Raw genomic sequence first — 25,008 nt, 5'->3', positions numbered from 1 at the left:
CCCTTTCGTATTAGCGTAATGACGCCTCGTCAGTCTAAAACAATATTTTCACGGTCTAGCACTTTATTTTCCGAGTCTACAACATTATTTTCTTCGAACAGTTGGAAATTGGGAAAGAAACCGATGCTGGAGCAGGTAGCGAGTGAGATTTTGAAGCACAATCAGCACAACCTAGCGATTCATCGATCACGTATAGTAGAATGATACAAAAAAGGGAACAGAAGGTGTAAGCGATGTGCCGAAACATCAAAACCTTGTTCAACTTCGACCCACCCGCGACAGAAGATGAGATTCAAGCAGCAGCCCTGCAATTCGTGCGAAAGCTTTCGGGCATCAACACGCCTTCGAAGGCCAATGAAGAGGCTTTTCACCGAGCGGTCCAAGAGGTCTCCGTTGTTGCGAAAAATCTCTTGGATGCACTGGTGACGAATGCAGAGCCACGCAATCGAGAAGTCGAAATCGAGCGTGCTCGCGCGAGAAGCGCCAAACGGTTTGGCACGACAGAGTAGTGAGACGCTTAAGACAAGCAGTCTATTTAACGGGCAGGCCTTCAGGGTAACTGCCTATTTTTGTTTCCTGTATCAGAAATTTCAGCATCTTATCATCGTCTTATGAGATGATTTATCATTTCGCTACTATGTCTCTATCCTGCGAATTATACTATCGTAGAAGGCAAAGGGGAGAGGATCATCATGGAAAAGGTGAACGTCGCACAACATTTATCACGCTTGCAAGATTCCTGGGGCTCTCTGGTTGTCGGAGAGATGAATGATACGTCTATTAAGCTAGAGAAGCTGCAAGGTGAGTATCCTTGGCAACAAAATGACCAGAAAGATGAACTGCTGTTTGTCGTCAATGGCAGACTGCTACTGATGTACCACGAGCGCAATATATGGGTGGAAGCCGGAGAGTTTATCGTTGTGCCAAAGGGAGTTTCTTACAAGCTGTTTATCCCGAATGGCGATTGTCATCTACTGGCGATTGAACCGAAAAAATTCGCTGCTCTCAAGCGCTGCTCCTAAGACGATCAACATAGAAAATCGAGCGCTATTCGTTCGTGAATAGCGATGATATAGAGCTGTCAATCGACCGGTCACTTTCGTTGGCTGGACAATTGGCGGCTTTTTTGCTATTAATATATGTTCAAAAAAGTGTTGACTTATGCGTAATTTGTTATGTAATAAATACTGATAGCTCCAACTCTTTTCGAGGTGATGAATGTTGGACGACGGCATATATGTATTGATTAAAAAAGGAGACCCCGAGCAGCTTCAGAAGCGTCAGTTTCTACATAAGGAAGAGTGTACGATTGGGAGACGGGGTAATCAATTACAACCAGACATTGCTTTTTCTAGTCCGTATATATCCAGAAGGCATGCAGTGATACGGAAAATCAATAACCAATATACGATTTCTGATTTGCAAAGCAAGCATGGGACAGAAGTGAACGGAATGGCGATACAGCAAGCACCGCATTTTCTTTATCACGGTGATCATATTACGCTGGCCAAGGGCGTCGTAGAGATGATATTTTTTGCAGAGGGTAGCGAGATGGATGTGACGCGGGAGTTCTCATTCCCTTTGACGATTCCAAAAGAAACCACCTCCACTTCCGGCTTGGTCATCAATCTGGAACGCAGAGAAATACGTCTCGATGGCGCGAGAATCCATTTGACCGGAAAAGATATGGACTTGCTCATGCTTCTGTACCAACGTTCGAATCAGGCGGTCAGCTATGATGAAATCATGGTACTCGTCTGGCCGGAACGGTTGCTGAATACGGAGAGCAACGTCCCGGATGTTGGACGAGCCGAGATCAACGCTCTCGTTTATCGCTTGCGTAAGCGGCTGGGCAGATATGGAGAGAACGTCACCACGATCCCGCGCTTCGGTTACATGTGGGAAGAGTAGTAGGCAGTACGACAGACACAGGATGAATTTCCTGTGTTTTTTGCATTTGATGTAACTATCTGACACTTATCATCGTCCTATGAGAATAGTCTCATCTTGTCATCATCTTTTTTCCATATATTATGGTATCCGACTGTAATATCGTGTGGTAGGGAAGGTGAATGACTAGTGAAAAAGACATGGATAGTATTTTGGACGGTTTTTGTCGTTGTTCTTTTAGGGTTTTTCTATCTTTTCTGGGACTTTTGGAAGGACAACATGCAGTCAGATGGCGAGAGGGCAAAGGCAGCATTCACCGCGTATACGACAAAGTGGGGAGAACAGAAATTCTCTGACATGTACGAGCAGCTTTCTTTACATACAAAAAAGACCATCAGCAAAGAAGAATTCGTTTCGCGTTACCAAAACATTTACGGCGGAATCGAGGCCAAAGCGATTGCGGTCGAGCCGATGTACAATGGCGACGTCATGCCAGGTGAGGATGGGCAGATCAATTTTCATTACCGGCTGACGATGGAAACTTTCATTGAACCGATTTCCTTTACGGGGAAAGCGACACTTGTCAAAGAAACGCAGAATGACTTGGAGGACTGGTACATTCATTGGAATCCTTCTTTTATTTTTCCAGAAATGAAAGAAGGCGACAAAGTAAGAGCCAATACGGTGCATCCCAGACGAGGTGAAATCACGGATCGGGCAGGGCGTCTATTGGCAACAGAGCGTGTCGTGGTAGATATCGGGATAAATCCGGGAGAATGGAGCCAGGCTTCACAGACCGGGAAAATGGAGGTCAGCAAGCTTTTGCAAATTCCGTTGGATGACCTCACCTCCAAGGTCCAAGCTACGACAAGCAAGTCGGCCAAGTTTATCCGGATCGCCACGCTGCCGCAGGACGATGCACGCATCAAACAATTAGAAAAAACAGAAGGGCTCAAACTGCACAAAAAGAAAGTCCGCTACTATCCCTATCAGGATGCGACGGCCCATCTGGTTGGTTATGTAGGAGCGATCAGTCAGGAAGAGTATGAGAAACGAAAGGATCAGGGCTATAAAACGTCTGATGTGATTGGAAAATCAGGACTGGAACAGATTTTTGAGGAGCAGCTAAGAGGGAGTGCAGGTGGGCGTATCGTCATTACGGATCCAGATGGAACGGAAAAAAAGACCGTGGCGGAACGCTTCGCCAAGCATGGAAAGCCACTGGCATTAACGATAGATGCTGAAGTACAGCAGACGATTTACCAGGAGCTGAAAAACGAAGCAGGCACGGCAGCGGCGATCTCACCAAAGACCGGGGAAATACTGGCCCTCGTCAATTCTCCGTCCTTTGATCCGAACGCGTTTGTGCTTGGGATGTCGGCCACAGAGTGGAAGCAAATGAATGAAAACCCGCAAAAGCCGCTTCTCAATCGATTCGCGCGCGGGTTTGCGCCGGGCTCGACCTTCAAGCCGATTACGGCAGCGATTGGCCTTGCGTCAGGAGCCATTACCCCTGCGGACAGTATCCACGTCCGCGGACTGCATTGGCAAAAGGATGCGTCCTGGGGTGGATACGAGGTAACACGGGTCAGCGATTACGGGGGACCTGTCAATTTGGAAAAAGCATTGGTGTACTCCGACAATATATATTTTGCGAAAGCGGCACTCTCCATGGGGGAGGAGCAATTCGTGAAAAAGAGCGAGTTGTTTGGATTCCATGAAGCTCTCCCGATTCCATATCCACTGGACAAATCGAAGCTGTATAACGACAGTTTCAAAAACGAGATTCAATTGGCAGACTCCGGTTACGGTCAGGGCGAGGTAACGATGACGCCGCTTCATCTCGCGTTGGTGTACAGCGCTTTTGCAAATGACGGGAATATCGTTAATCCATCACTGTTGCAGGAAGACAAAAAAGGCGGGTATTGGAAGACGAATGTCATACCTGCCGATGTGGCGAGCACGGTGAAGCAGCATTTGATAAAGGTCATGGAAGACCCGCGCGGCACCGGACGAGGAGCACGCGTGCCTGGTATTCGCATGGCGGGCAAGACTGGAACAGCTGAGCTAAAACAGAAAAAAGGTGAACTTGGACTGGAAAACGGATGGTACGCCGTTTTTAATGTAGATGATCCACGTTTGCTGGTTACCATGATGATCGAAGATGTCCGTGGTCGGGGTGGCAGTCATGTACTCGATGCACGTATCAAACGGATTTTCACGAAGGTACTGAAAGAGTAGGGAGAGTAAGGATGAAGGAAGAAAAAAATGATCGTTTGAAACGACTGCAAATCGTCTATATCGTCGTATTTCTGATGTTTGTCGTAATCATTTTGAGATTGGCGCAAATCCAAATCCAGCAAGGGAGCGATTATGCAAATGAGCTGGCAGACAGATCGTATAAAAAAGATTACATTCCCGCTATGCGAGGAAACATTTATGACCGCAACGGATATGTCATTGCCGAAAGTCGGCCTTCCCATCTCGCTGTCTTCCGTGAACAAGAGGTCATGCAGAAGAAAGCATACTTTGCCCTGGTGGAAAAGCTGGAGAAAATACTGAGCCTCGACAAGGCCACGCTGTTGAAAAAGATGGATGTCGGCTATGCCTACGAGAAAGGCAATTATGTGGAAGCGGCACGGCAATTGCCGCGCTATTTGGAAAAAGAGTTGAAGGTGGATTTGACGGATAAAGAAATCGCGGTGCTGGGTGAGCATCGCGGCGATTTGCCGGGGATTGAAGTGGTGACAAAACCGATCAGGAAATACGATCCCAAGCAAATCGCTGTACAGGCGGTCGGGTATGTACGGCCCTTTCATATTGCTGAAAATGTGAAGCTCGCCTCCTACAAGGATGAGAGTACGCGGTATTTGCCGAACCAGTTAGTTGGATTCGATGGGATTGAGCTATCTTACGAAAAAGAGCTTCGCGGGAGCAACGGTTACCGGATGTATGAGGTCGCAGCAAATCAGACGGTTGTGAAGCAAGTGGAGGAAGTTCCATCCGTTCCGGGCAATCATGTGTATCTCACCATTGATCAGCGGGTACAGCTGGATATCCGGGATTCGATCCGAGCGTTTCTTCCGAAGATGCGTGCAACCATTCCTGAGGCGAGGGCTGCAAAGGGAGCGTACGTCGTGGCAGTCGAGGTCAAGACAGGAAAAGTCGTCGCGATGGTCAGTTATCCGGAATATGATCCAAACGTGTGGATTGAGGGACCGGATCAAAAAATGTATGACGAGATCAAGCTGGCGGTGACGAATGGGACGATTCGGGAATCGCCATACGATACGAGGCCATTAACGGGCGAGGCGGCCATACAGGAGGGTTACAAGCATCCGGGTTCAATTGTGCCATCAGGGTCTGTCCTCAAGCCGATTACGGTATTGCTTGGTTTGCAGGAAGGCATCATCTCTCCCTCCGATCGTTGGAATGATGGAGGGGTGTATCACTATGGACGTGGAACAGACCGGATTAAGAACGACAGTTCCAAAGCGCATGGCATGATTAGCCCTGCAATTTCCCTGCAAAAATCATCGAATACGTACATGGCGAGAATCGGGGAGGAGCTGTCCCGTCGAAAAGGAAAAGAGTCAGCGTCCGTGCTGCAATCGTACTATCACGCATTCGGATTAGGGGTTCAGACTGGCGTGGATTTGCCGAATGAAAACAAAGGAAAAGAAGACTACTTGGTGATGGATGAAAACTATGGACCATTAGCAGCGATGGTGCAGGCTTCCTTCGGGCAGCAAGTTCGGGCAACGACGATGCAATTGGCACAATATGCGGCGACGCTTGCGAATAAAGGTGTGCGTTTGCAGCCGCAGATGGTAGATAAGATCACAGACGCAGATGGAAAACTAGTGAAAACGTACACGCCCAAAACCATGAGCACCTTCCCTCACCCAGATAAATACTGGGACATTCTGGAGCAAGGCATGGTGATGGTGACGAAACCAGGGGGAACAGCAGTCCGCGCGTATGAGGGAATGCCGTTTCAGGTAGCAGCAAAAACAGGAACATCTGAGCAAGATATTTATGTACCGGTGACGGTGACAGATGAGAAAACCGGACAGAAAAAGACAAGGTGGAAAATGCACGGCCGCATTACGAATGGTGTCAGCATTTCGTATGCCCCAGTCGACGATCCTGTCCTGGCAGTAGCCGTAATCGTTCCTGAGGGTGGTTATGGGGGAAGATCGGCTGCGATCATTTCACGTTCGGTATACGATGTGTATGACAAGCATATCGGATTGAAATAGCAAGCTGTTCGAAGTGATTCTGTCGAGGATCTACTTCGGGCAGCTTCTTTCATTTACCATGGCTCTCATATCCTCTCAAATAATGCGTTAGATAGCGTATACAAGCTATAATAGAAGGAATATGAGAGGGGGAAGCACCGTTGATTGCAAAGGAAGCCTATCGACAGTTAAAACAGATGATCTACTCCCTCGACACGGTCAGTCTTGAGATTTGCCGTCACAATGAACCACTGATCCTCTCACCTGGTCATTCTCATCGAATCGGGTTTGTCAAAAATATAAAAGGAACAATGGAAGAGAGCGGGAAGAGACAGTTAGTTGAGGCAGGAGATGTGTTTTTTAACAAGCCGAAGACGAGCGTTTCTTTGCGGACGGAACAAGACAAAGAGATGGAGATCTTTATCATTGAATTCTCCTATTGGATCGAACAAAACGAAACAGGGAAAGAGAGAGTATTTGTTCCGGGAGGAGAAAATTTTCCTCTGGAAGGGACTTTCCGTGTACGCAGCCATTCGCAGGTATTGCATTTAATGGAGGAACTACATAGAAGCTATGCGTCAAATGAGGAGAGAGAGCAATTTCGGCGGAGATTGTTATTCGAGCGCATTCTGTACATTCTGGTGAAAGATTTTTCTTCGATTGAGAGCAACGAAAATACGATGGCTAGCATCGAGGAAACGATCCTGTATGTCGACCAGCACTATATGCTCAATCTCACGCTAGAGATGTTGGCAGGAAAGGCGAATGTCAGTCCCAGCTATTATTCACGCATGTTCAAAACATTAAAGGGTGTGAGCTTTTCCGATTACATGACAAGCCTTCGAATCAATCGGGCAAAGGTGTTGCTCCGATTGTCGGGGAGTCGATTGCGTGAGGTGGCACAAAGCGTAGGCTATAACGATGAGTTTTACTTCAGCAAGATGTTTAAAAAAGTCGTTGGCCTATCACCAACGGAATACGTCAAGACGCATATGAGACAAGATAATTCATGAAATCGAGCAAGATTCTTCATGGTATGGTATAGTGGCTATCGATATAATCTCTATTGAAAATGATTTTCAATTTCGATAGAGTTTTATTTTGGTAGGAGGTTTTCTCATCATGGGAGCAAGACTGTTGTTACCTGGCTTTCTTCTTATTTTTATGGTATCTGTCTTTTTGAGTGGTTGCGGAACAGCGACACAAAATGCACAGGGAACAGCTCCAGTAGCTGCGACCCATACAGAATCTACACCAGCAGCTTCAAGTGAAAAACGAGTGATCAAGCATGAGCTGGGGGAAACGGAAATCGTTGGCAAGCCTGCGCGTATTGTCGTGATGGACTTTTCCTTTGCAGATGCTTTGGCGACATTGGGTGTAGCTCCTGTAGGAATCTCTGATGACAATGATGCGAATCTGATCATTCCTGAGGTGAAAGGAAAAGTAGGAACGTATACATCGCTTGGTTCTCGTTACGAACCAAACATGGAGCTGATCAGTTCCCTTGCTCCTGATCTCATCATTGCAGATTTGAACAAACACAAGGCTGTATACGACAAATTGAAGCAAATTGCACCTACTATTGTACTGAATGACCACCAGGCGAACTATGAGCATATGCTAGCCAATTACGCCGTAATCGCAGATGCAGTAGGCATGAAAGAGGAAGGCAAAAAACGCCTGGACGAGCATCAAGCGAAAATGGATGCCATCAAAGCGAAGCTGCCAAAAACAGATGCCAAGCTGAAGGTTCTGCCGGCAGTAGTGAACCCGACCGGATTCTTCGCTCACTCCAATGCTTCCTATGCTGGCTCCCTGCTGGAATACCTCGGGTTGGAGGATGCAGCAAAGAGTGAAGAGGCGTATCCAAAAACCAATCTGGAACAGCTGGTTGCCCTCAATCCAGACGTACTGTTTTTGATGAAAACAGGTGACAAGACGATTGTGGATGAATGGAAGACGAACCCACTTTGGCAAAACATCAACGCCGTAAAAAATGGCAGGGTGTTTGAAGTAGCACGCAATAAATGGGCGTTGTCGCGAGGCTTGATCGGATCGGAGTTAAGTTCGGAGGAAGCAGTAACGCTTCTTTCTGGCAAATAAAAGGAAACTTTTCGGGATGGGTGTCGTAGCTGACATCGATCCCGTCGTTTTTGCGGCAGGAATGCTCCTGCTCGTTTTTGGTTTAGTCGTCAGTATCTCGGTTGGTTGGACAGACATGGGGTTGGTGAGTGGCGTAAAATCCCTTTTTGCCCCCTCTACATCGCAGGAGCATTTGATTGTGACGACGCTCAGGCTTCCAAGAGCGCTATTGGCGGTAATCATTGGGGCCGGTCTCGGCGTGGCTGGTGCGATTATGCAAGCAATGACAGGAAATCCGCTTGCTTCTCCACAGACGTTTGGGGTTAACGCAGGTGCATCGATGGCTGTCGTAGCTGCCTTGGTACTCTTGCCCAATCTTCCGGTGCCATTTTTAGCGCCACTCGCTTTTGGCGGGGCAGTCATAGGTGGATTTGCGGTGTACTATCTCGGTGCGGCTGGGGGGATGACTCCTGTTAAGCTGGCTTTGGCTGGCACAGCCGTCCATCTGTTTCTCGCTTCGATTACAGAAGCGTTCATCTTGTTTCATCAGCACTCTACTGATCAAGTCCTGTTTTGGCTTACAGGGTCATTGGATGGAGCAGATTGGACGGATGTGAACCGTGTGCTGCCTTGGTCGATCGCGGGGCTCGTGGTTGCCTTTTTTATGGCTCGCTCCATCGGCATTATGCGTATGGGTGAGGATGTGGCCAAAAATCTTGGACAACATGTATTTCGGGTACGGACGATCTGTGGAATCATTGTCATCGTACTCGCAGGCTCGGCTGTTGCCGTTGCTGGTCCGATCGGCTTTATCGGATTAATGGTGCCTCATTTGACCCGACTTTTGCTAGGAAGAGAGAGTCAGCTATACCTCCCGATTACAGCGTTACTCGGCGCATTGCTGCTGGTCTATGCCGACGTTCTTGCTAGATTCATTGCGTATCCGTATGAGTCGCCAGTAGGCATCGTGACCGCTTTTCTGGGCGCTCCCTTTTTCCTCTATTTAGTGGGTAAGGAGAGGAGAGCTACATGACACGCAGACAAAGTATTGCACCTGCCCTTCTACTGTTGCTCATTGTCACTGCTGTTATCAGTATCGGAACTGGGGCGGTGTCCGTATCGCCGCGTGAGGTAGTCGAGTCACTTTTCGGGACGGGGCCGAAAAATCATAGCTTTATTATTGGAGAGTATCGTTTGCCGCGTGTTGTCCTCGGCATGCTGGCTGGAGCGGGATTGGCGGTATCCGGTGCTATTTTACAAGGAATGATTCGCAATCCGTTGGCCTCTCCTGACGTAATCGGCATCACCAAAGGGGCGGGGCTCGCATCTGCCATCGTCATTTTTCTTTTTCCCAAATCTCCGGCTTATTTGCTGCCGTTGGCGGCATTTGGGGGTGCGGCAGTTGTCGCTGCTATTTTGTATGTATACACCGCGCGAAAACGCGTTCAGCCCGCTACTCTAGCGCTGGTAGGGATCGCCATCGGGGTCATTTGTCAGGCGGGCATCCAATACCTGATGGTCAAAAATCCGGGTGATGTCAATGCGGCACTGCTCTGGATGGTAGGCAGCTTGTGGGGGCGGGGATGGGAACACGTATGGGCGGTGCTTCCGTGGATACTCGTCTTTTTACCAATTGCTTATTTATTGGCATACCGGCTCGACGTATTGTCTCTTGGAGATGATGTAGCAGAAGGCTTGGGCGAGGATGTGACGAGACTGCGTGTTGTACTTTTGGTAACCTCTGTCGCACTTGCAGGAGCATGTGTGGCGGTTGTCGGTTCCATCGGGTTTGTGGGTCTGCTCTCCCCGCATATCGCTCGTCGATTGGTAGGTGGGAAACACGCACTTCTTCTCCCGGTAGCTGCTCTGCTCGGTGCTACGCTCATGGTCGCCGCTGATGGGCTAGGCAGATGGCTTTTGCCGCCGATGGAGGTTCCCGTGGGCATCGTGACAGCTGTCATTGGAGCTCCGTATTTCTTGTATTTGATCGGACGAGAGAAAAGAAAAGGAGTATAAAAGAAGGGACCGAATCTTGCAAAAGGACTGCTTGCGAGATTCGGTCTTTCTTTTATGTGGTAAAATATAGCAGGTATAAGGTTGTTAGGGGGATGGCTATGGCAGGGATGGAGATAAACGATTTATTAAGATTCGTTTTGATTACTTTTATCATAAGTTTACTCGTTATTTCCGTTGCTTTATTGCTTCAAAAGAAACGCGGCAATCTTGTCAATGGATTCACACTTAGTATGATTTCAGCAATTTCCGTAATCGTTTCTGGAACGAATCTTATGATTATGGGTTACATAGCTGATGAATTTAATCTAAGTGGAGATGCTATGTCCACCTTTATGTTTTTAATCATTTTAGGGTTAAACATACTTAATTTCCTCATTTACTTAAAAAAAGAATGAGGGTTCGAAGGTTGAAAAAAACGGAAAAACTCGCATCGTCGGTGATACGAAGTCTTTCCGTTTTTTATATGTCAGGCTAAGCCAGCGAGGCAGCGGCGTTTTTATTTCATATCTGCTTTTTGCAAAAAGCTGCGGATGACTTGCACGTATTCGTCTGTCTCTTCCAGATAGCCGACATGTGAGCTGTTTTCAAAGACATGGAGCTCGGCGTTTGGCACCAGAGACTGATAATAACCTGTCGATTCAGGTGTCGCTTCATCATAGTGGCCACAAACGAACAGGGAAGGGATGTTGATTTGATGCAGCTTGGGTGTGTAGTCGAATGTTTTCAGATTCCCTGTCGGGCAAAACTCAGACGGTCCCCACATCGTCATGTACACTTCTTTGTTCGCTTTTGGACGACTTTCTGTCATGACTGTTGGCATTGGATCAAGTCGGCACACATGGCGCTTGTAGTATTCCTTCATGGCATCCTGGTATTCTTGTGAATCAGTTGTGCCCTGCTCCTCGTGTGTGGCGATGGTTTGTTGCACATCCACGGGCAATTGCTCGATTAAACGATCCGCGTCCTGTTTCCAACGCTCTGCGCTCAGGCATGGGCTGGAGAAGATAATGCTCTGTACCCCTTCCGGCTTGGCATCCACCAAATAAGCTGCTGCCAGCATCGTGCCCCACGAGTGCCCCAGAATGTGAACCTTTTTTAAGTCAAGGGCTTGTCTGATGCAAGCCAGCTCTTCCACAAAGCGCTCGGTTTTCCAAAGAGTCAGATCAGTTGGTCGATCGGAATTTCCTGACCCGAGCTGATCGTAGAAAATGACGGGTCTGTCGCTTCCTAATACATGAAGCGTTGATTTGAGCGGATCATGCGTATTGCCAGGTCCTCCGTGAAGGACGATCAAGGGCGTTTTCTCCCCTTCACCGACACGACTGTACCATACTCTTCCGCCAGGAACGTCAATATAGCCTTCTTGCATACTCATCGATAATGCCTCCACTTCAGGTTCATGCTGATCTCTTCTTCTATCAATATAGCATATGGAATTGTTTTTACACTTTTTTTAGAATTGATTTAGAGCGTGTTTAGACCCTCTATTTATCATCACTGATATAGAAAGCGATGAAGAATGCTTTCGATGAAAATAGGAGGGATCAATATGCGAAAAAAATGGTTGGGTATTAGCTTGTCGGTTGGAATCACAGGAGCATTGATTTGGGGATACGGGGCATCAGCGAGTGCGGATAGCACGACGATGGGCGTATATGAATCAGCCCTGCATCAAACGAAGGAAGCGAAGAGCATGACGGCCCACGCGCGACTATTGCTCACAGACAACGGAGCGAAGCTGCTCACACTGGAGGGAGTCGCAAAGATCGATCATAACCAGCACATCGGAAATGTAGATGCGACTTTTACAGACACGGTGGGCGAGAAAAGCATGCAAGCCTTTCTGGAAAAGGATCAAGTTGTGGTTAAAAAAGGGGATAGTAACGTTTATCGGGTCATGGAAAAAATGGATAGAAGACACGAACCAGAAAATGACGCCGATAACAAACGCGGGGCCATGATGCATAAGCTGTTTGCTACGGTATTCGGTGATCTCGGAAAAAACGCGACCGTTGAGAATCTACCGGATGGAGGCAAGCGTACATCGCTTCAGCTCTCCGAAGATCAAATTCCGACATTTATCCAGGCAGCCGGACCTATTATGTACGATAAGCTCGCCGAACATAGTCAGGAAGCGTCTTTCTCTGAGAACCATCTATCTGTGAAGCTTCCTCGCTTACAAGAGGATTTTCAAGTGGACCAAGTATTGCTGAATGCCAAGATCGACGAAAAAAATCAAATCGAACAGCAATCCGCTGTGGTGCACCTCTCGGGAACAGACGCGTCTGGGAAAGAGCACAAGCTCCAGCTTTCTTTGGATATCCGCTTGTCCGATCTGGGTACGACCACACCTGATCGCATCGATCTTACTGGCAAGCAAGTCGAGAAGGTTTCCCGCGAGGACATGAAGAACAAATGGAGAAAAGGCTGGACGAAGCATTCCGATTCCGAGTAAACCATGACTGCAAGGGGGTGATAAACCATGTCGATCAAAACAAGACTTTTGCTCTCCTATATTGCCATGATTATCATCCCCCTTGTTTTGTTTGGATTGGTGGCATCGGGATTGGCGAATTACTTTTGGGGGGAACGAGAAGCAGGCAAACCGTTCCTTCGTGATACGCTCAATAAACGAGACGAGTTGTTTGCTGGTGTCACATTCATGGCCAAATACGCTCCCAATGAATTTACGAACCAGAATATGCTGACAGATACGGATGAGCAGCTACAAGCAGTTGGCGGAGCATTGATACTGACAAAGGACGAAGAAGTACTATTCGTCTCCCAGTCGATTGATAGCGCTGACGTACCTGACTATTTGCAGGATCAGCCGGATCAGGGGAGTATGCACAGCTGGAAGCAGTTTAAACAGGACGGCAACACGTTTGATACGTACGAGTTTACTTTTGCTGATCAGAGTAAAGGAAAGCTCTACTTCCTTGCGAATTCCTTCCCATATATGCAGACAGGCATTTATTTTTTTATCGCATTGATTCTCAGTCTTCTAACGATTGTGGCGCTGACGAACGGTGTACTAACGTTTCTTGTTTCACGCAGTATCATTCGACCTTTGTACGCCTTAAAGCAGGCAGCGAACGAAATCAAAGAAGGCAATCTGGAGCGCCCTGTTCAACTCCATCGCAAAGATGAGCTGGGAGAGCTGGGAGAAGCATTTGAAGAGATGCGTGGCAGATTGTATGATTCTATCCACTTGCAGCTTCAGTATGAGGAAAATCGTAAACAACTGATTTCCAGTATTTCGCACGATCTAAAAACACCCATAACAGGAATCAAAGCATGTGTGGAAGCGGTTCAGGAAGGGATTGCGGACACGGAAGCGAAGCGGGAAAAATATATGAAGATGATTGCCATCAAATCAGAACAGATGGACCGTCTGATTGATGAGCTGTTTTTATTCTCGAGACTGGATTTGAACAAGCTTCCCTTTCACTTTGAAGAAGTCGATATGCGAGCATATATGGCTCAGTTTGCCGAGGAGCTGCGGCTAGACCCGCGGATGCACGGCGTTCCTATTCGCTATGACGAACATAATGAAAGTCCGATTCCAGTCATGGCTGATCAGGAAAAACTCCATCGTGTGCTCATGAATATCGTGGACAATAGCCTGAAGTACTTGAACAAGGACGAGAAGCTGATCCGATTGGAAGTGGAGAAAGCTGAAGGTGAAGTGATCGTGGCGATCTGTGACAATGGGAAAGGGATTGAAAAAGAAGCCATGCCCCATATTTTTGACCGCTTTTATCGGGCGGATCCTTCACGTAATTCGGCCATGGGAGGCAGTGGTCTTGGACTCGCCATCGTCAAACAAATTGTGGAGGGGCACGGTGGTCGTGTATGGGCGGAGAGTGAGAGCGGACGCGGGGCCCGCATTTGTTTTACCTTGCCAGATCTCAAGAGAGTTGGGGGTGACACGGAATGAAACATATATTAATCATTGAAGATGACACGGTGATCGCAGAGGTGCAGAAGGATTACTTGGAGGCAAACGGCTACTCGGTCGATGTCGCTACTTCCGGCGATACGGGCTTGCAAAAGGCACTGCAAGAGGAGTATGACCTTCTGATACTAGACCTGATGCTCCCGATCGTGGATGGCTTCGAAATCTGCAAGCAAGTCCGGAAAGCCAAAAATATTCCGATCCTGCTCGTCTCCGCTAAAAAGGAAGACATCGACAAGATCCGTGGACTGGGTCTGGGAGCGGACGATCATATCAGCAAGCCTTTTAGCTTGGGCGAACTGGTAGCGAGGGTCAAAGCCCATCTGGCCCGTTATGACCGTCTCGTCTCCGATTCCAAACCGCTTACGGCAAAAGAGGAGATCAGACTTCGTGGGATTCGCATCGACAAGCTGGCGAGGAGAGTTTACATCAACGGAAACGAAGTAGCGTTCACTTCCAAGGAATACGACCTCCTGCTCTTTTTGGTAACCCACCCCAACTGGGTATTTAGTAAAACAGATCTGTTTGAAAAGATTTGGGGTCTCGATTCGTATGGTGATATCGCGACGGTGACGGTGCATATTAGCAAGCTGCGGGAAAAAATAGAAAGTGATCCGGCTAAGCCGCAGTACATCGAGACGGTGTGGGGTGTCGGTTATCGTTTTTTATTATAGTAGGTGGAAACGAATAGAAGAAATGCGGCATACATAAACACTTGGGTAATTAGTACCAAGTGTTTATTCTGTTTACCATAAATCGACAAAGTTAGGTAAAATATATGGCAGATGTCGAATAGTGTGTGAGTAATGCGAGCTAAGGGAGACACAGATCATGGAGAGAAAAATCAAAATCCTCGGAACAGGGAAATACTTGCCCACTCGGCGTGTTACAGCGGCAGAACTGGAAGAAAAGCTGGGACTTGCGCCTGGATGGGTAGAGAAAAAGTCCGGGGTAAGCGTCAGGCATTTTGTGGCGAACGAAACGGCAGCACAGATGGGAGCCATCGCTGCTAGGCGTGCTTTGGAAGCCGCGGGACTTTCCCTTCACGATATCGATTGTATCGTATGTGCAAGCGGGACGGCGCAGCAGGAAATCCCATGCACGGCTGCTTTGATCCAAGAAGAGCTTCAACTAAGCAAATCAGGTATTCCTTGCTTTGATATAAATGCGACATGCCTAAGCTTTGTCACTGCGCTGGATGTGATGTCGTGCCAAATGGCGGTTGGTATTTACGAGCGAGTCTTGATCATCTCATCAGAGATATCCTCCGCAGGTTTGAATTGGGAGCAAAAAGAGAGCTGCGTGCTGTTCGGAGATGGAGCGGCGGCTGTTGTCATTGGCAGGACGCCAGAAACAGAAAGCTCCCACATCTTGGGTTCAAGCATGAAAACATACAGTGAAGGTGCGCACTATTCCGAAATAAGGGGTGGCGGTACGCTGATCCACCCGAGCAAATTTGCGCAAGGAAGAGAAGCAGACTTTGCATTTGATATGGACGGACGGAAAATTTTTCGCCTGACCTCGCAGTTGATTACCGGATTTGTGGATCGTTTGCTGTCCTCAGCCTCCGTAACCAAGGAGCAAATTCGTACAGTCATTCCTCATCAGGCCAGTGGGATGGCGATGCGGATCATGGCAGGCAAGCTCGGGTTTAGCGACCAGCAAATGGTGAACATTCTGGCAGAGCACGGCAATGTCATCGCAGCTTCGATTCCGATGGCGCTGCATGAAGCGATTGGGCAGAATCGGGTACAGCGAGGCGATTACTTGATGCTGCTGGGCACATCTGCCGGCTTGTCTCTCGGAGGAATTGTGCTTGAATACTAAACAATCAGTCTTGCTGACAGGAGGACGAGCTCCAGCTACGTTAGAGCTGGCGCGCTTGCTGGGTTCTGCGGGACATCGGGTCATTGTAGCGGAGAGTGCGCGGCGACATTTATGCCAGCACTCTCGTTATGTAGAGCGCTCCTACCAAGTTCCTCCTCCCCGGCAGCAGCCCGATGCTTATATCGAAAAGCTGTGTGAAATTATGCAGTATGAGCGCATCGATCTTTTGATCCCGACTTGCGAGGAGATCTTCTACGTATCGCGGGGGCGGGATCAATTGCTTGACTATGGTGAAGTGCTTGTAGAAGGGATCGAGGTACTGCGTTCGCTGCACGACAAATGGCTTTTTGCCGAAATGGCGCGTGAGGTGGGAGCATTGATCCCACAGACAGTTCGGGTACAATCTCCTGCTCAGTTGCGGGAGGCCATGCTACAAGCAAGGGGACCTGTGGTGCTGAAGCCCGTCTATTCTCGCTTCGCAGCTCATGTACGGATCATGGCAGACCCATCCTCTGCGGCAGGGCAGTCCACGCTACCCGAACCGACAGTTAGGCAACCATGGTTAGTCCAACAGTTTATAAAAGGGAAACAGGTGTGCAGCTACGCTGTTGCTCGTGATGGACAGCTCACCTTGTACGCCGATTACGAAACAACACATACAGCAGGACAGGGTGCCTCGATTCACTTCGCCTATTTGGCCCATCCACAGGTAAGAGATTTTGTTAGTCGCTTCGTGCAACGGCATACGTTTAGCGGACAAATCGCATTTGATTTCATTGAGAATGAGCAGGGAGAGTTATACGTGATCGAATGCAATCCACGCCTGACAAGCGGTGTGCATTTGTTTGCGGGACATCAAGAGGCTGCGGCTGCTTATTTTTCGGATCGGGGAAAAACCGTTGTTCCTGCTGGAAAACAAGCTAGTATGCTAGGGATGGCGATGCTGACATACGGCCTTGCTGGCATGACGAATGGCAAGAAGGCAAAGCGTTGGGTGAGCGACTTGCTTTCTGCGAGGGATGTACTGTTTAGGCGGGATGATCCGCGGCCTTTTTTTGATCAGTTCTCCATGCTGGCAGATTTGGCTTGGCAGAGCTTTCGAACGAGAAAAAGCATGATTGCTTGCAGTACGAGTGATATCGAATGGAACGGAGAAGAGGCGTAAGGACGTGAGGAAGAAATGAACAAGCGAGTTCTAGTAACAGGGGCGACGGGGTTTCTCGGACAGAAGCTGTCTACACGCCTGCATGAAATGGGCTATGAGGTAACAGCGCAAGGGAGAGACGAGCGGATCGGCCGGCAATTGCAGGAGCGAGGCATCCAATTCCTTCGGGCAGACCTAAGAGACAGAGAAGCCATGTTGAAGGCTTGCCGCGATCAGGACATCGTGCATCACGCGGCTGCTTTTTCCTCCCCGTGGGGAACGTACCGTGACATGTACGAGACGAATGTGACAGGAACGATTCATGTTATCGAGGGCTGCAAGCAACACGGCACCCGACGTCTGATCCATGTATCGACGCCGAGTATTTATTTTGCTTTTAACGACAAGCTGGGAATCCGCGAAGATGAGCCGATGCCCGTACTGTTTGCCAATACATACGCACAGACCAAATATCAGGCGGAGCTGGAAGTCGACAAGGCATTTCTTGCAGGGCTTCCGACGATAACGATTCGTCCACGGGCCTTGTTTGGCCCAGGAGACAATGCCATTCTTCCCAGATTGATCCGCGCCAATGAAAAGAAATTCGTTCCGCTGATCGACGGAGGCAAGGCGATCATTGATTTGACGTATGTGGAAAATGTCGTGGACGCGCTGATCTTGTGCATGGATTCTCCAGAGCACACATTGGGACAGGCTTACAACATTACAAATGGGGAGCCAGTGACGATGATCGAGGTTTTGTCAGATGTGTTCCGACGCTTGGGAGTTCCGCTGAAAACGCGCGAGCTGCCATATTGGAAGGCGTACGCGGCAGCTTGGGTGCTGGAGACACTCTCCAAGACCGTTTTGGGCTACCGCGAGCCGGTTTTGACGCGTTACTCGGTAGGTGTGCTTGCCAAATCACAAACCTTGGATATCTCAAAGGCGAAGCGCGATTTGGGCTATGAACCGCGGGTGAGCATTGCCGAGGGCATCGAGACGTTTACAGATTGGTGGAGGACGCATGATGGACGTTAAACTGACGCTGATGGACACGGGCTACTGCAAGCAGATCGAGATGTTTTCCCGAAAAGGCGGCCGGATGAAAAACATTCCGTTTCACGCCATCGCAGGGCTTATCGAGCATCCCGTCCACGGCTTGCTACTCTTTGATACGGGCTATTCGCAGCGCTTTTTTGAAGTCACGAGCAAGCTTCCTTATTCGCTTTACGGCAAAATAACACCCGTATTCTCAAAGGCACACGAGAGTATTTCTGAGCAGCTCGCAGTACGCGGAATCAAAACGACAGACATATCCGGTATTCTTATTTCTCATTTTCATGCCGATCATATCGGCGGTTTGCGAGATTTTCCGCATGCGCAACTATACTGCTTCGAGAGTGCCTACAACCACGTCAAGGGAAAGACGGGGTGGGCCGCGCTAAGGGAGGCGTACTTGCCTGATTTGATGCCTGACGATTTCGAAGAACGGGTGACTTTCATTGATCTGGGAGGGCTGGTGACATTGCCTGAAGCTTTCGCGCCGTATACCGAAGGCTACGATTTGTTTGCGGATCAGAGTTTGTTCATCGTTGATCTGAACGGGCATGCAATCGGGCAGTTTGGTGTGTTCCTGCGTGATCGGGATCATGGGGATGTATTTTTGTGCGCGGATGCCGCTTGGTCGAGTGAAGCCTATCGCGGCAACCTGTTGCCTCACCCGCTGGCTAGGTTGATCATGGCGGATCGACAGGCGTATCGTGAGCATTTGCACAAGCTGCATGTGCTATCCCGCCAACGTCCCGACATGAAAATCATGCCGACACACTGCGGGGAAGTCTGGCAGGCCAGCAGAGGAGAGTTTACATGGAGATCATGACGCTCTTGAAACAGTATGTACAAACGAAGTGGCTTGCCGGTCGGTTTTCCTCGCGTGAGCAGCTAGTAAAATGGCAAGAAGCGCAGGTCAGAGCGATGTTGTCTCGCATTTTGCCAGCTTCTCCTTTTTACCGAAAGAGATTGGGAACGCCAGAACAATGGAGACAGATGGAGCCGATTGATAAAAAGAGCATGATGGACCATTATGACGAGCTGAATACATGCGGGATCAAGAAGGAAGAAGCATTTGCGATTGCACTTAAAGCAGAAACGACACGCGATTTCACTCCCCAATTAAATGGCGTGACCGTTGGCTTGTCTTCTGGGACATCTGGCAATCGCGGACTTTTTCTCGTGGGACCGGAGGAGCAGGCGAAATGGGCAGGGGTGATTTTGGCGAAAGCACTGCCTGGTCAGCTATGGTCGACACAGCGGATTGCTTTTTTCTTGCGAGCGAATAGCAACCTGTATACGGCGGTCAACAGGCGTCGCATTCAATTCTCGTTCTTCGATTTGCAAATACCGCTCGATCAGCACCTTGATCACCTGAATCAGTATCAGCCGACGGTGTTGGTTGCGCCAGCCTCGATGTTGAGAATGCTCGCGACTGCCCAGCATCAAGCGAAATTGCGGATATCTCCGATTAAGGTGATCTCAGTGGCAGAAGTGCTGGACCCGTTGGATCAAACGTACATCGCAGAAGTGTTTGGGCAGATTGTGCATCAAATTTATCAATGCACAGAAGGGCTGCTTGCGGTGAGCTGCTCACACGGGACGTTGCATGTTAATGAAGACCTCGTGGTGGTGGAAAAGGAGTATCTCGATGAGCAAAAGGAGCGATTCTTTCCGATCATCACAGACTTTTCCCGGACGACACAGCCGGTTATCCGTTATCGATTGAACGACATTTTGACAGAAAAGCGTACGCCATGTCCGTGCGGCTCTGTATTTATGGCGCTGGAATCGATTGAGGGCAGGGCAGATGATCTGTTTGTTTTTCGCCATGAAAACGAAGCGCGATGGATATCGGTCTTTCCTGATTTCATCCGTCGTGCTGTCATTACCTCGTCTGATGCGATTGAAGAGTATACGGTACGGCAGCTAAGCTACGAGCAAGTTGAGGTAGCACTGCTCATGAAGGATGGGGAAGGACCGTCCACGCAAGAGCAGGAACGAGTACGCCAAGGCCTGGAGCGAGTCATTGCCGATCAGCAAGGACAATTGCCTGCGATTGTGTTTACACCGTACGAGTTGAATCTCGGTACGAAAAAATTGCGGCGGGTAGAGAGGATGTTTGTTCAAGGTGAGCAGGCAATTGATTGAATGGTATGAAGGGACCTCGGCGGGGCAAATCCCTTGGGAACAGGCGCAGGATGCCGACTACGTCAAAAGCTATTTGTTGCCCATGATGACGGAACAACCATCCCGCTATGTGCAAAATGTACAAACGCAGATGCATGCACTCCGTGTAGGTGATCGGATCATGCCCGTAACGGTGAACGATACCGAGTACGACAATTCGTATGTCAGTTCGGTGTTTACCCATTACGTGACGTATGCGAAGGAAGAGCTAGGCATGCTCGATTCAGTGGTGCTGAGGCGGGTGTTGTCGACTGTACTCACAGGGCTTGGACGTTGGTTGAAAAAAAGCCAATGCAACCAAATGGTCATCGTCAACAATTGGCTGTTATCGACGAATCTGTATCATGATGTGAGTGCAGATGAAGTGAAGGACATCACGGAAAACGGCATCCAAAAGTTCCCCGGCCATATCATCGCGTTTCGATCTGTTTGTCGCAGGCTGTATCCGGATTTCCACAAGGGACTCGTAGAGAAGGGCTATCTCATGGTCCCAAGTCGCTACGTCTATCTGTTTCATCCTGATTGGCCAGCGCAGGGCAAGTGGCGGGTCCGCAATACGCTCAATCGCGATCGGAAAATGCTTGCCAAATCCGGCTATCGCATCCTGCGTCATGAGGAGCTGGCAGAACAGCATGTCGAGCGAATCGTTGCTTTATATAACGGGCTGTATCTGGATAAATACTCCCAGCATAATCCACAGTTTTCGGTGGAGTTCGTCCGACTGGCGATGCAAAAGAGGACATTGACTCTCATCGGCTTGGAAAAAGACGGACGACTGGACGGCATTCTTGGCTATTTTGAGCGAAATGGTGTGATGACGACACCGCTATTCGGCTATGATACGACGCTTCCCAAAGAGACCGGGCTGTATCGGATGCTGTCGTGCCTCTTGGTACAAGAAGCACAGAACAAAGGCATCCTGCTCCATCAAAGTGCGGGCGTAGGCGCATTCAAAGCGGACAGGGGAGCCGAAGGGGAACCGGAATATACAGCGGTGTATGTCAAACATTTGCCGTTTTATCGTCAATCGGTCTGGAAGGTACTCGCTTTCTTGCTGAATCAAATCGGGATCAAGATGGTGGAGAAGTATCGACTGTAAACCATTTGTACACTTCGACCCTCATCGAACTAACCGTCAGGTACACTACATGTAAGAAGAAACAAGTAGCTTGCCTGAAACGGGGGAACAACGTCATGAATCGAATTTTGTTCGGCATACTTGTCGTCGTGACGACATCATTGATGGGCTCGTCTTTTGCAGTAGGAAAGATTGGATTGGCCTATTTTTCACCATTGCTACTGGTAGGACTGCGTTTTACGTTGGCAGGACTGATCATGGGCGCATGGGTATGGAAAAAGCCGCTCCCGAAGTCGGCGGGTGACTGGGGGAAGCTATGTTTGATCGGATTTTTGCAGACGGCTGCCGTCATGGGATGTATCTTTTTGAGTCTGCGTACGATCACAGCGGGTGAATCCTCGATCCTGACGTTTATGAACCCACTGCTCGTGGTCGTATGGGGAACGTTGTTTCTAGGCATATCCTATCGGCTGACGCAATGGATGGGTGTTCTGATTGGACTGGTTGGGGTGTTCATCACGCTTGGCTTCCATCTGCAATGGGAGACGGGAACACTGTTTGGTATCGGGTCCGCCCTTGCGTGGTCAATTGCCACGATCCTCGTCAAAAAGTGGGGAGTCCGCTTCAACGTGTGGGTGATGACCGCCTATCAGATGTTGTTCGGAGGAATTCTTCTCCTCGTGATGGGGTTCACGCTGGAAACGCCGAAGCTGATTTTGACACCGACCGCTGTGTTCGTCGTCCTATGGCTCGCGATCATGGCTTCCATTGTGCAGTTTGCGACGTGGTTTTACTTGCTGAATCACGGAGATCCAGGCAGGACGAGTGCTTTCTTGTTCCTCGCTCCGTTCTTCGGTGTTTTGTCGGGTTGGGTGTTGCTGGGTGAGGTAGTGCAATGGCATGTGTATGTGGGAGGATTGTTGATTTTTGCAGGGATTTTTCTGGTGAACTGGACGTTTGCTCCGCGGAGGCAAGTAAGTGAAAAAGCACAGCTGGCAGAGTAGCTAGCTGTGCTTTTTGCATTCATCCACATGCAGTCCGAACTCGGTCATAAATCCAGAGCTACCTAATGGCGTGACACGGACTGCTCTCCCTCCTGGCACTCGCTCGATCCAGCCAAGCTCAAAGAAGCGGTTGGTGAGTGAGGCCCCGAGGCTGCCTGCCAAGTGGTGGCGACGCTCGCTCCAATCCAAACACGGACGGGCAAAGCGACGTCTACTCTTCGGCTTGGCCTGAAGGTCTACGCCGAGTGATTGCAGCTTGGTTTTTCCCGCTTCACTGAGCACGTAGTCTTGACCGGATGCTTCAATCAACTGCAATTCCAGCATTCTCTGCGTCAGGGTAACGCCCACTTCGCCTGCGAGATGATCGTAGCAGGTGCGAGCATAGCGGATGGCTCGCAATTGGTCGGACTCACGCAAGGAACGAACCGGCTTAGGGGCAGCGATAGTCATTAACGATTCCAGGGCATGGGCGACATCAGGGCTTGCCAGGCGATAGTAGCGATGTCGGCCATGCGACTCGCTGACCAAAAGACCGCCTTCCACCAGCTTTGCCAAATGCGTGCTTGCCGTTTGGGGGGTGACTTTTGCGTTTCGGGCTAGTTCACTAGCGGGAAGTGCCTTACCGTTCATCAGGCTGACCAGGATGGAGACGCGGGATGGTTCTCCTATGAGAGACGCGACCTCTATAATATTCGGGCTGGTACTCATCAGACAGTGGACCTCCTCATCATTTTTCTCTTCTTATCCATGACTCTAGCAGAATCCTACCGCGAAAAAAACAAGAGATGTTCCGCAAAGAGTTGTTGTAAAATATACCCAAACATGAGATAGGGGAGATCCACATGGAGACCAAGCAATGGAGAGTAGGAATTTTTTTGTTTGACGATGTGGAGGTGTTGGATTTTGCAGGTCCGTTTGAAGTATTCTCGGTGACATCCATGGAAAATGACAGCCATATACCTTTTCGTGTAGAAACGGTATCGGAAAAAGGGAACATGATTCAAACGTTGAATGGTCTGAAGGTTCAACCTGATTACAGCTTTGCCAATATGCCTGCTTTTGACATTCTTATCATTCCTGGTGGGGTAGGTGCGAGGGAACGAGAAGTACATAATGAGCAAGTGATCAATTGGATTCGAGAGCAAATGCAGCAGGTGGAGCTGATGGCCTCTGTCTGCACAGGAGCTTTTTTACTTGCAAAAGCAGGCCTATTATCGGGCAAAAAAGCAACGACCCATTGGGCAAGTCTCGAACGAATGGAAAAGGAATTTCCAGAAGTCGTTGTGCAAAAAGGAGTAAAATTCATAGATGAAGGAAATATCGTGACATCTGGCGGGATCTCAGCGGGTATCAATATGTCCTTTCATATCATCAAACGATTAGTAGGTGCGGAAGTAGCAGAACAGACTGCGAAGACAATGGAGTATGATATTGTCCTCTAAAACAAAGCGGCAGTCCATCTTTTTGGATACAAGACCAAAGGATGGGCTGCCACTGTATAACAGCTATACGATTTACTTCGCGGTAATGCTTTCACCTTGACGCGGATTCAATCCGTTCTCCCACTGTACGCGAATGGATTTACTATTGAACAAATCTTTACCGTCAGAAACCTGATAATGCAGATGAGGCTCGCTGGAATTGCCAGAGTTGCCGCATACCCCAAGCAAATCCCCTGTCTCCACAAGATCACCAACCTTTACCTTGGCGGAGCCTTCCTTCAAATGGGCGAAGTAGCTGAATTCTCCGTTGCCATGATCGAGGATGACGACGTTGCCGGCGGGCTGCTGTGCGTTCATCGCTCCCACAGGGACATTATCCTTGATATCATTGACGACATGCACGACTGTTCCTGACTGCGGTGCGAGTATTTCTTGCCCGAATGCAAAGTAGCTCTCGTTTTTCGCTGGATCCCCCTTGTAGGATAATCCGTCTTTGACCTGAATCAGATCGTATGCATAGCGTTGGCCCTCCACCTCATAGTGATAGTTCGAAAGGACATTCTGACCTCCCCAGAACACATACCACTCACCTGTAAACGGTGCGCTGTACGCCAGCTTTGTCAAAGCATTGTCGGTGTCAGGGTAGCTTTGCAGTGGCTTTAATAAAACGCCCGTAATGATCCCTTTTTCATCCGTCGTAAGGACAAGGCCTCGTTTGGCGTCCTGATCCACCCAGGTGTCATAATCACTGCCGTTTACGGACGTGTGGGAATGGTGATTCCACGACTTCAACCCCTTGCTAAAAGAGGCATACCCTTCTAAAAACTGTGCTTTTGAAACCTGCTGCTTGAATGACGAGCTTGTTTGCTCATATACATCCTCTATTTTTCCGTTAAGGAGAGCTTGCACAAAAGATTCCGCCTTTACACTCATCGTCTTTGCACCTTCTTCTTTCTTTGTGGGGGATTCAGTAGTAGAGGGTATTGCGGTTGCTTCTGATTGCGCAGCACATCCTGTCAAAAGAATCGCTCCTACACCAAGTGAAATCCAAACTTTTTTCATGTCGCCACTCCTATCTTTTTCTTA

Annotated in this window: 24 protein-coding genes; 21 read left to right on the top strand and 3 right to left on the bottom strand. The window is 49.0% G+C overall.

Annotated elements, in window-relative coordinates:
* The first annotated feature begins 233 nt into the window (after window positions 1-233).
* From ACM6JA_RS03750 to ACM6JA_RS03705, 10 genes are all read left to right on the top strand, one after another.
* Complete coding sequence (locus ACM6JA_RS03750) at window positions 234-509, top strand: DUF2277 domain-containing protein (protein WP_414851260.1); 276 nt, start codon at window positions 234-236, stop codon at window positions 507-509.
* A gap of 183 nt (window positions 510-692) precedes the next feature.
* The gene (locus tag ACM6JA_RS03745; protein ID WP_173620592.1) at window positions 693-1,022 is read left to right on the top strand and encodes a mannose-6-phosphate isomerase; all 330 of its coding nucleotides are present in this window, start codon (window positions 693-695) and stop codon (window positions 1,020-1,022) included.
* 196 nt (window positions 1,023-1,218) lie between these two features.
* Window positions 1,219-1,911 (top strand): FHA domain-containing protein, encoded by a 693-nt coding sequence (locus ACM6JA_RS03740; RefSeq protein WP_414851259.1) that lies wholly within the window; start codon window positions 1,219-1,221, stop codon window positions 1,909-1,911.
* A 168-nt stretch (window positions 1,912-2,079) separates the two neighbouring features.
* The gene (locus ACM6JA_RS03735; RefSeq protein WP_414851258.1) at window positions 2,080-4,131 is read left to right on the top strand and encodes a penicillin-binding transpeptidase domain-containing protein; all 2,052 of its coding nucleotides are present in this window, start codon (window positions 2,080-2,082) and stop codon (window positions 4,129-4,131) included.
* Between the two features lie 11 nt (window positions 4,132-4,142).
* Window positions 4,143-6,152, top strand: coding sequence for a peptidoglycan D,D-transpeptidase FtsI family protein (locus ACM6JA_RS03730; protein ID WP_414851257.1), 2,010 nt, complete (start codon window positions 4,143-4,145; stop codon window positions 6,150-6,152).
* 140 nt (window positions 6,153-6,292) lie between these two features.
* Window positions 6,293-7,144: a helix-turn-helix transcriptional regulator gene (locus ACM6JA_RS03725; protein ID WP_414851256.1), complete on the top strand. Its 852-nt coding sequence runs from the start codon at window positions 6,293-6,295 to the stop codon at window positions 7,142-7,144.
* 109 nt (window positions 7,145-7,253) lie between these two features.
* Entirely contained in the window at window positions 7,254-8,234 is a 981-nt protein-coding gene (locus ACM6JA_RS03720) for an ABC transporter substrate-binding protein (RefSeq protein ID WP_414851255.1), read from the top strand.
* A 16-nt stretch (window positions 8,235-8,250) separates the two neighbouring features.
* Window positions 8,251-9,246 (top strand): FecCD family ABC transporter permease, encoded by a 996-nt coding sequence (locus ACM6JA_RS03715; protein WP_414851254.1) that lies wholly within the window; start codon window positions 8,251-8,253, stop codon window positions 9,244-9,246.
* On the top strand, window positions 9,243-10,229 hold the full coding sequence (locus tag ACM6JA_RS03710) for a FecCD family ABC transporter permease (protein ID WP_414851253.1): 987 nt from the start codon (window positions 9,243-9,245) through the stop codon (window positions 10,227-10,229). Before ACM6JA_RS03715 ends, ACM6JA_RS03710 begins: the two co-directional genes overlap by 4 nt.
* 98 nt (window positions 10,230-10,327) lie before the next feature.
* Complete coding sequence (locus tag ACM6JA_RS03705) at window positions 10,328-10,624, top strand: hypothetical protein (RefSeq protein WP_414851252.1); 297 nt, start codon at window positions 10,328-10,330, stop codon at window positions 10,622-10,624.
* Between the two features lie 101 nt (window positions 10,625-10,725).
* On the opposite strand, the gene ACM6JA_RS03700 is transcribed toward ACM6JA_RS03705, so the two are convergent.
* Window positions 10,726-11,604, bottom strand: coding sequence for a proline iminopeptidase-family hydrolase (locus ACM6JA_RS03700; protein ID WP_414851250.1), 879 nt, complete (start codon window positions 11,602-11,604; stop codon window positions 10,726-10,728).
* A gap of 174 nt (window positions 11,605-11,778) precedes the next feature.
* On the opposite strand from ACM6JA_RS03700, the gene ACM6JA_RS03695 reads away from it, so the two are divergent.
* The 10 genes from ACM6JA_RS03695 (at window position 11,779) to ACM6JA_RS03650 (ending at window position 22,480) form a co-directional block, all read left to right on the top strand.
* A complete protein-coding gene (locus tag ACM6JA_RS03695; RefSeq protein WP_414851249.1) occupies window positions 11,779-12,684 on the top strand; it encodes a hypothetical protein in 906 nt (301 codons plus the stop codon).
* A 27-nt stretch (window positions 12,685-12,711) separates the two neighbouring features.
* Complete coding sequence (locus ACM6JA_RS03690) at window positions 12,712-14,169, top strand: ATP-binding protein (protein WP_414851248.1); 1,458 nt, start codon at window positions 12,712-12,714, stop codon at window positions 14,167-14,169.
* Window positions 14,166-14,861: a response regulator transcription factor gene (locus ACM6JA_RS03685; RefSeq protein WP_414851247.1), complete on the top strand. Its 696-nt coding sequence runs from the start codon at window positions 14,166-14,168 to the stop codon at window positions 14,859-14,861. Before ACM6JA_RS03690 ends, ACM6JA_RS03685 begins: the two co-directional genes overlap by 4 nt.
* A gap of 157 nt (window positions 14,862-15,018) precedes the next feature.
* Window positions 15,019-16,014, top strand: coding sequence for a beta-ketoacyl-ACP synthase III (locus tag ACM6JA_RS03680; RefSeq protein ID WP_414851246.1), 996 nt, complete (start codon window positions 15,019-15,021; stop codon window positions 16,012-16,014).
* Window positions 16,004-17,179 carry an ATP-grasp domain-containing protein gene (locus ACM6JA_RS03675; protein WP_414851245.1) on the top strand — a complete coding sequence of 392 codons (1,176 nt, stop codon included), beginning with the start codon at window positions 16,004-16,006 and terminating at the stop codon, window positions 17,177-17,179. Before ACM6JA_RS03680 ends, ACM6JA_RS03675 begins: the two co-directional genes overlap by 11 nt.
* A gap of 15 nt (window positions 17,180-17,194) precedes the next feature.
* Window positions 17,195-18,196 carry an NAD-dependent epimerase/dehydratase family protein gene (locus tag ACM6JA_RS03670; protein ID WP_414851244.1) on the top strand — a complete coding sequence of 334 codons (1,002 nt, stop codon included), beginning with the start codon at window positions 17,195-17,197 and terminating at the stop codon, window positions 18,194-18,196.
* A complete protein-coding gene (locus ACM6JA_RS03665) occupies window positions 18,186-19,037 on the top strand; it encodes an MBL fold metallo-hydrolase (protein WP_414851243.1) in 852 nt (283 codons plus the stop codon). The genes ACM6JA_RS03670 and ACM6JA_RS03665 overlap by 11 nt, the downstream gene beginning before the upstream one ends.
* The gene (locus ACM6JA_RS03660; RefSeq protein WP_414851242.1) at window positions 19,025-20,359 is read left to right on the top strand and encodes a F390 synthetase-related protein; all 1,335 of its coding nucleotides are present in this window, start codon (window positions 19,025-19,027) and stop codon (window positions 20,357-20,359) included. The genes ACM6JA_RS03665 and ACM6JA_RS03660 overlap by 13 nt, the downstream gene beginning before the upstream one ends.
* Window positions 20,352-21,497, top strand: coding sequence for a GNAT family N-acetyltransferase (locus ACM6JA_RS03655; RefSeq protein ID WP_414851265.1), 1,146 nt, complete (start codon window positions 20,352-20,354; stop codon window positions 21,495-21,497). Before ACM6JA_RS03660 ends, ACM6JA_RS03655 begins: the two co-directional genes overlap by 8 nt.
* Window positions 21,498-21,592: 95 nt before the next feature.
* Window positions 21,593-22,480 (top strand): DMT family transporter, encoded by an 888-nt coding sequence (locus ACM6JA_RS03650; RefSeq protein WP_414851241.1) that lies wholly within the window; start codon window positions 21,593-21,595, stop codon window positions 22,478-22,480.
* Here the strand turns inward: ACM6JA_RS03650 and ACM6JA_RS03645 are convergent, their stop codons facing one another.
* Window positions 22,481-23,188 (bottom strand): ArsR/SmtB family transcription factor, encoded by a 708-nt coding sequence (locus ACM6JA_RS03645; protein ID WP_414851240.1) that lies wholly within the window; start codon window positions 23,186-23,188, stop codon window positions 22,481-22,483.
* Between the two features lie 134 nt (window positions 23,189-23,322).
* Between ACM6JA_RS03645 and ACM6JA_RS03640 the strand changes: the two genes are divergently transcribed.
* Entirely contained in the window at window positions 23,323-23,922 is a 600-nt protein-coding gene (locus ACM6JA_RS03640) for a DJ-1/PfpI family protein (protein WP_414851239.1), read from the top strand.
* A 72-nt stretch (window positions 23,923-23,994) separates the two neighbouring features.
* On the opposite strand, the gene ACM6JA_RS03635 is transcribed toward ACM6JA_RS03640, so the two are convergent.
* Entirely contained in the window at window positions 23,995-24,984 is a 990-nt protein-coding gene (locus ACM6JA_RS03635) for a peptidoglycan DD-metalloendopeptidase family protein (protein ID WP_414851238.1), read from the bottom strand.
* Between the last annotated feature and the right edge of the window lie 24 nt (window positions 24,985-25,008).

Source organism: Brevibacillus sp. IT-7CA2, from assembly GCF_949767855.1.
GTDB lineage: Bacteria > Bacillota > Bacilli > Brevibacillales > Brevibacillaceae > Brevibacillus.
This window is presented reverse-complemented; position numbering and strand designations above follow the sequence as displayed.

Bases quoted from the DNA above. Each gene is read 5' to 3' on its own strand.
- ACM6JA_RS03750 (WP_414851260.1), top strand. From the start codon at position 234: ATGTGCCGAAACATCAAAACCTTGTTCAACTTCGACCCACCCGCGACA.
- ACM6JA_RS03745 (WP_173620592.1), top strand. From the start codon at position 693: ATGGAAAAGGTGAACGTCGCACAACATTTATCACGCTTGCAAGATTCC.
- ACM6JA_RS03740 (WP_414851259.1), top strand. From the start codon at position 1,219: ATGTTGGACGACGGCATATATGTATTGATTAAAAAAGGAGACCCCGAG.
- ACM6JA_RS03730 (WP_414851257.1), top strand. From the start codon at position 4,143: ATGAAGGAAGAAAAAAATGATCGTTTGAAACGACTGCAAATCGTCTAT.
- ACM6JA_RS03720 (WP_414851255.1), top strand. From the start codon at position 7,254: ATGGGAGCAAGACTGTTGTTACCTGGCTTTCTTCTTATTTTTATGGTA.
- ACM6JA_RS03715 (WP_414851254.1), top strand. From the start codon at position 8,251: ATGGGTGTCGTAGCTGACATCGATCCCGTCGTTTTTGCGGCAGGAATG.
- ACM6JA_RS03710 (WP_414851253.1), top strand. From the start codon at position 9,243: ATGACACGCAGACAAAGTATTGCACCTGCCCTTCTACTGTTGCTCATT.
- ACM6JA_RS03705 (WP_414851252.1), top strand. From the start codon at position 10,328: ATGGCAGGGATGGAGATAAACGATTTATTAAGATTCGTTTTGATTACT.
- ACM6JA_RS03700 (WP_414851250.1), bottom strand. From the start codon at position 11,604: ATGAGTATGCAAGAAGGCTATATTGACGTTCCTGGCGGAAGAGTATGG.
- ACM6JA_RS03695 (WP_414851249.1), top strand. From the start codon at position 11,779: ATGCGAAAAAAATGGTTGGGTATTAGCTTGTCGGTTGGAATCACAGGA.
- ACM6JA_RS03690 (WP_414851248.1), top strand. From the start codon at position 12,712: ATGTCGATCAAAACAAGACTTTTGCTCTCCTATATTGCCATGATTATC.
- ACM6JA_RS03685 (WP_414851247.1), top strand. From the start codon at position 14,166: ATGAAACATATATTAATCATTGAAGATGACACGGTGATCGCAGAGGTG.
- ACM6JA_RS03680 (WP_414851246.1), top strand. From the start codon at position 15,019: ATGGAGAGAAAAATCAAAATCCTCGGAACAGGGAAATACTTGCCCACT.
- ACM6JA_RS03670 (WP_414851244.1), top strand. From the start codon at position 17,195: ATGAACAAGCGAGTTCTAGTAACAGGGGCGACGGGGTTTCTCGGACAG.
- ACM6JA_RS03665 (WP_414851243.1), top strand. From the start codon at position 18,186: ATGGACGTTAAACTGACGCTGATGGACACGGGCTACTGCAAGCAGATC.
- ACM6JA_RS03660 (WP_414851242.1), top strand. From the start codon at position 19,025: ATGGAGATCATGACGCTCTTGAAACAGTATGTACAAACGAAGTGGCTT.
- ACM6JA_RS03650 (WP_414851241.1), top strand. From the start codon at position 21,593: ATGAATCGAATTTTGTTCGGCATACTTGTCGTCGTGACGACATCATTG.
- ACM6JA_RS03645 (WP_414851240.1), bottom strand. From the start codon at position 23,188: ATGAGTACCAGCCCGAATATTATAGAGGTCGCGTCTCTCATAGGAGAA.
- ACM6JA_RS03640 (WP_414851239.1), top strand. From the start codon at position 23,323: ATGGAGACCAAGCAATGGAGAGTAGGAATTTTTTTGTTTGACGATGTG.
- ACM6JA_RS03635 (WP_414851238.1), bottom strand. From the start codon at position 24,984: ATGAAAAAAGTTTGGATTTCACTTGGTGTAGGAGCGATTCTTTTGACA.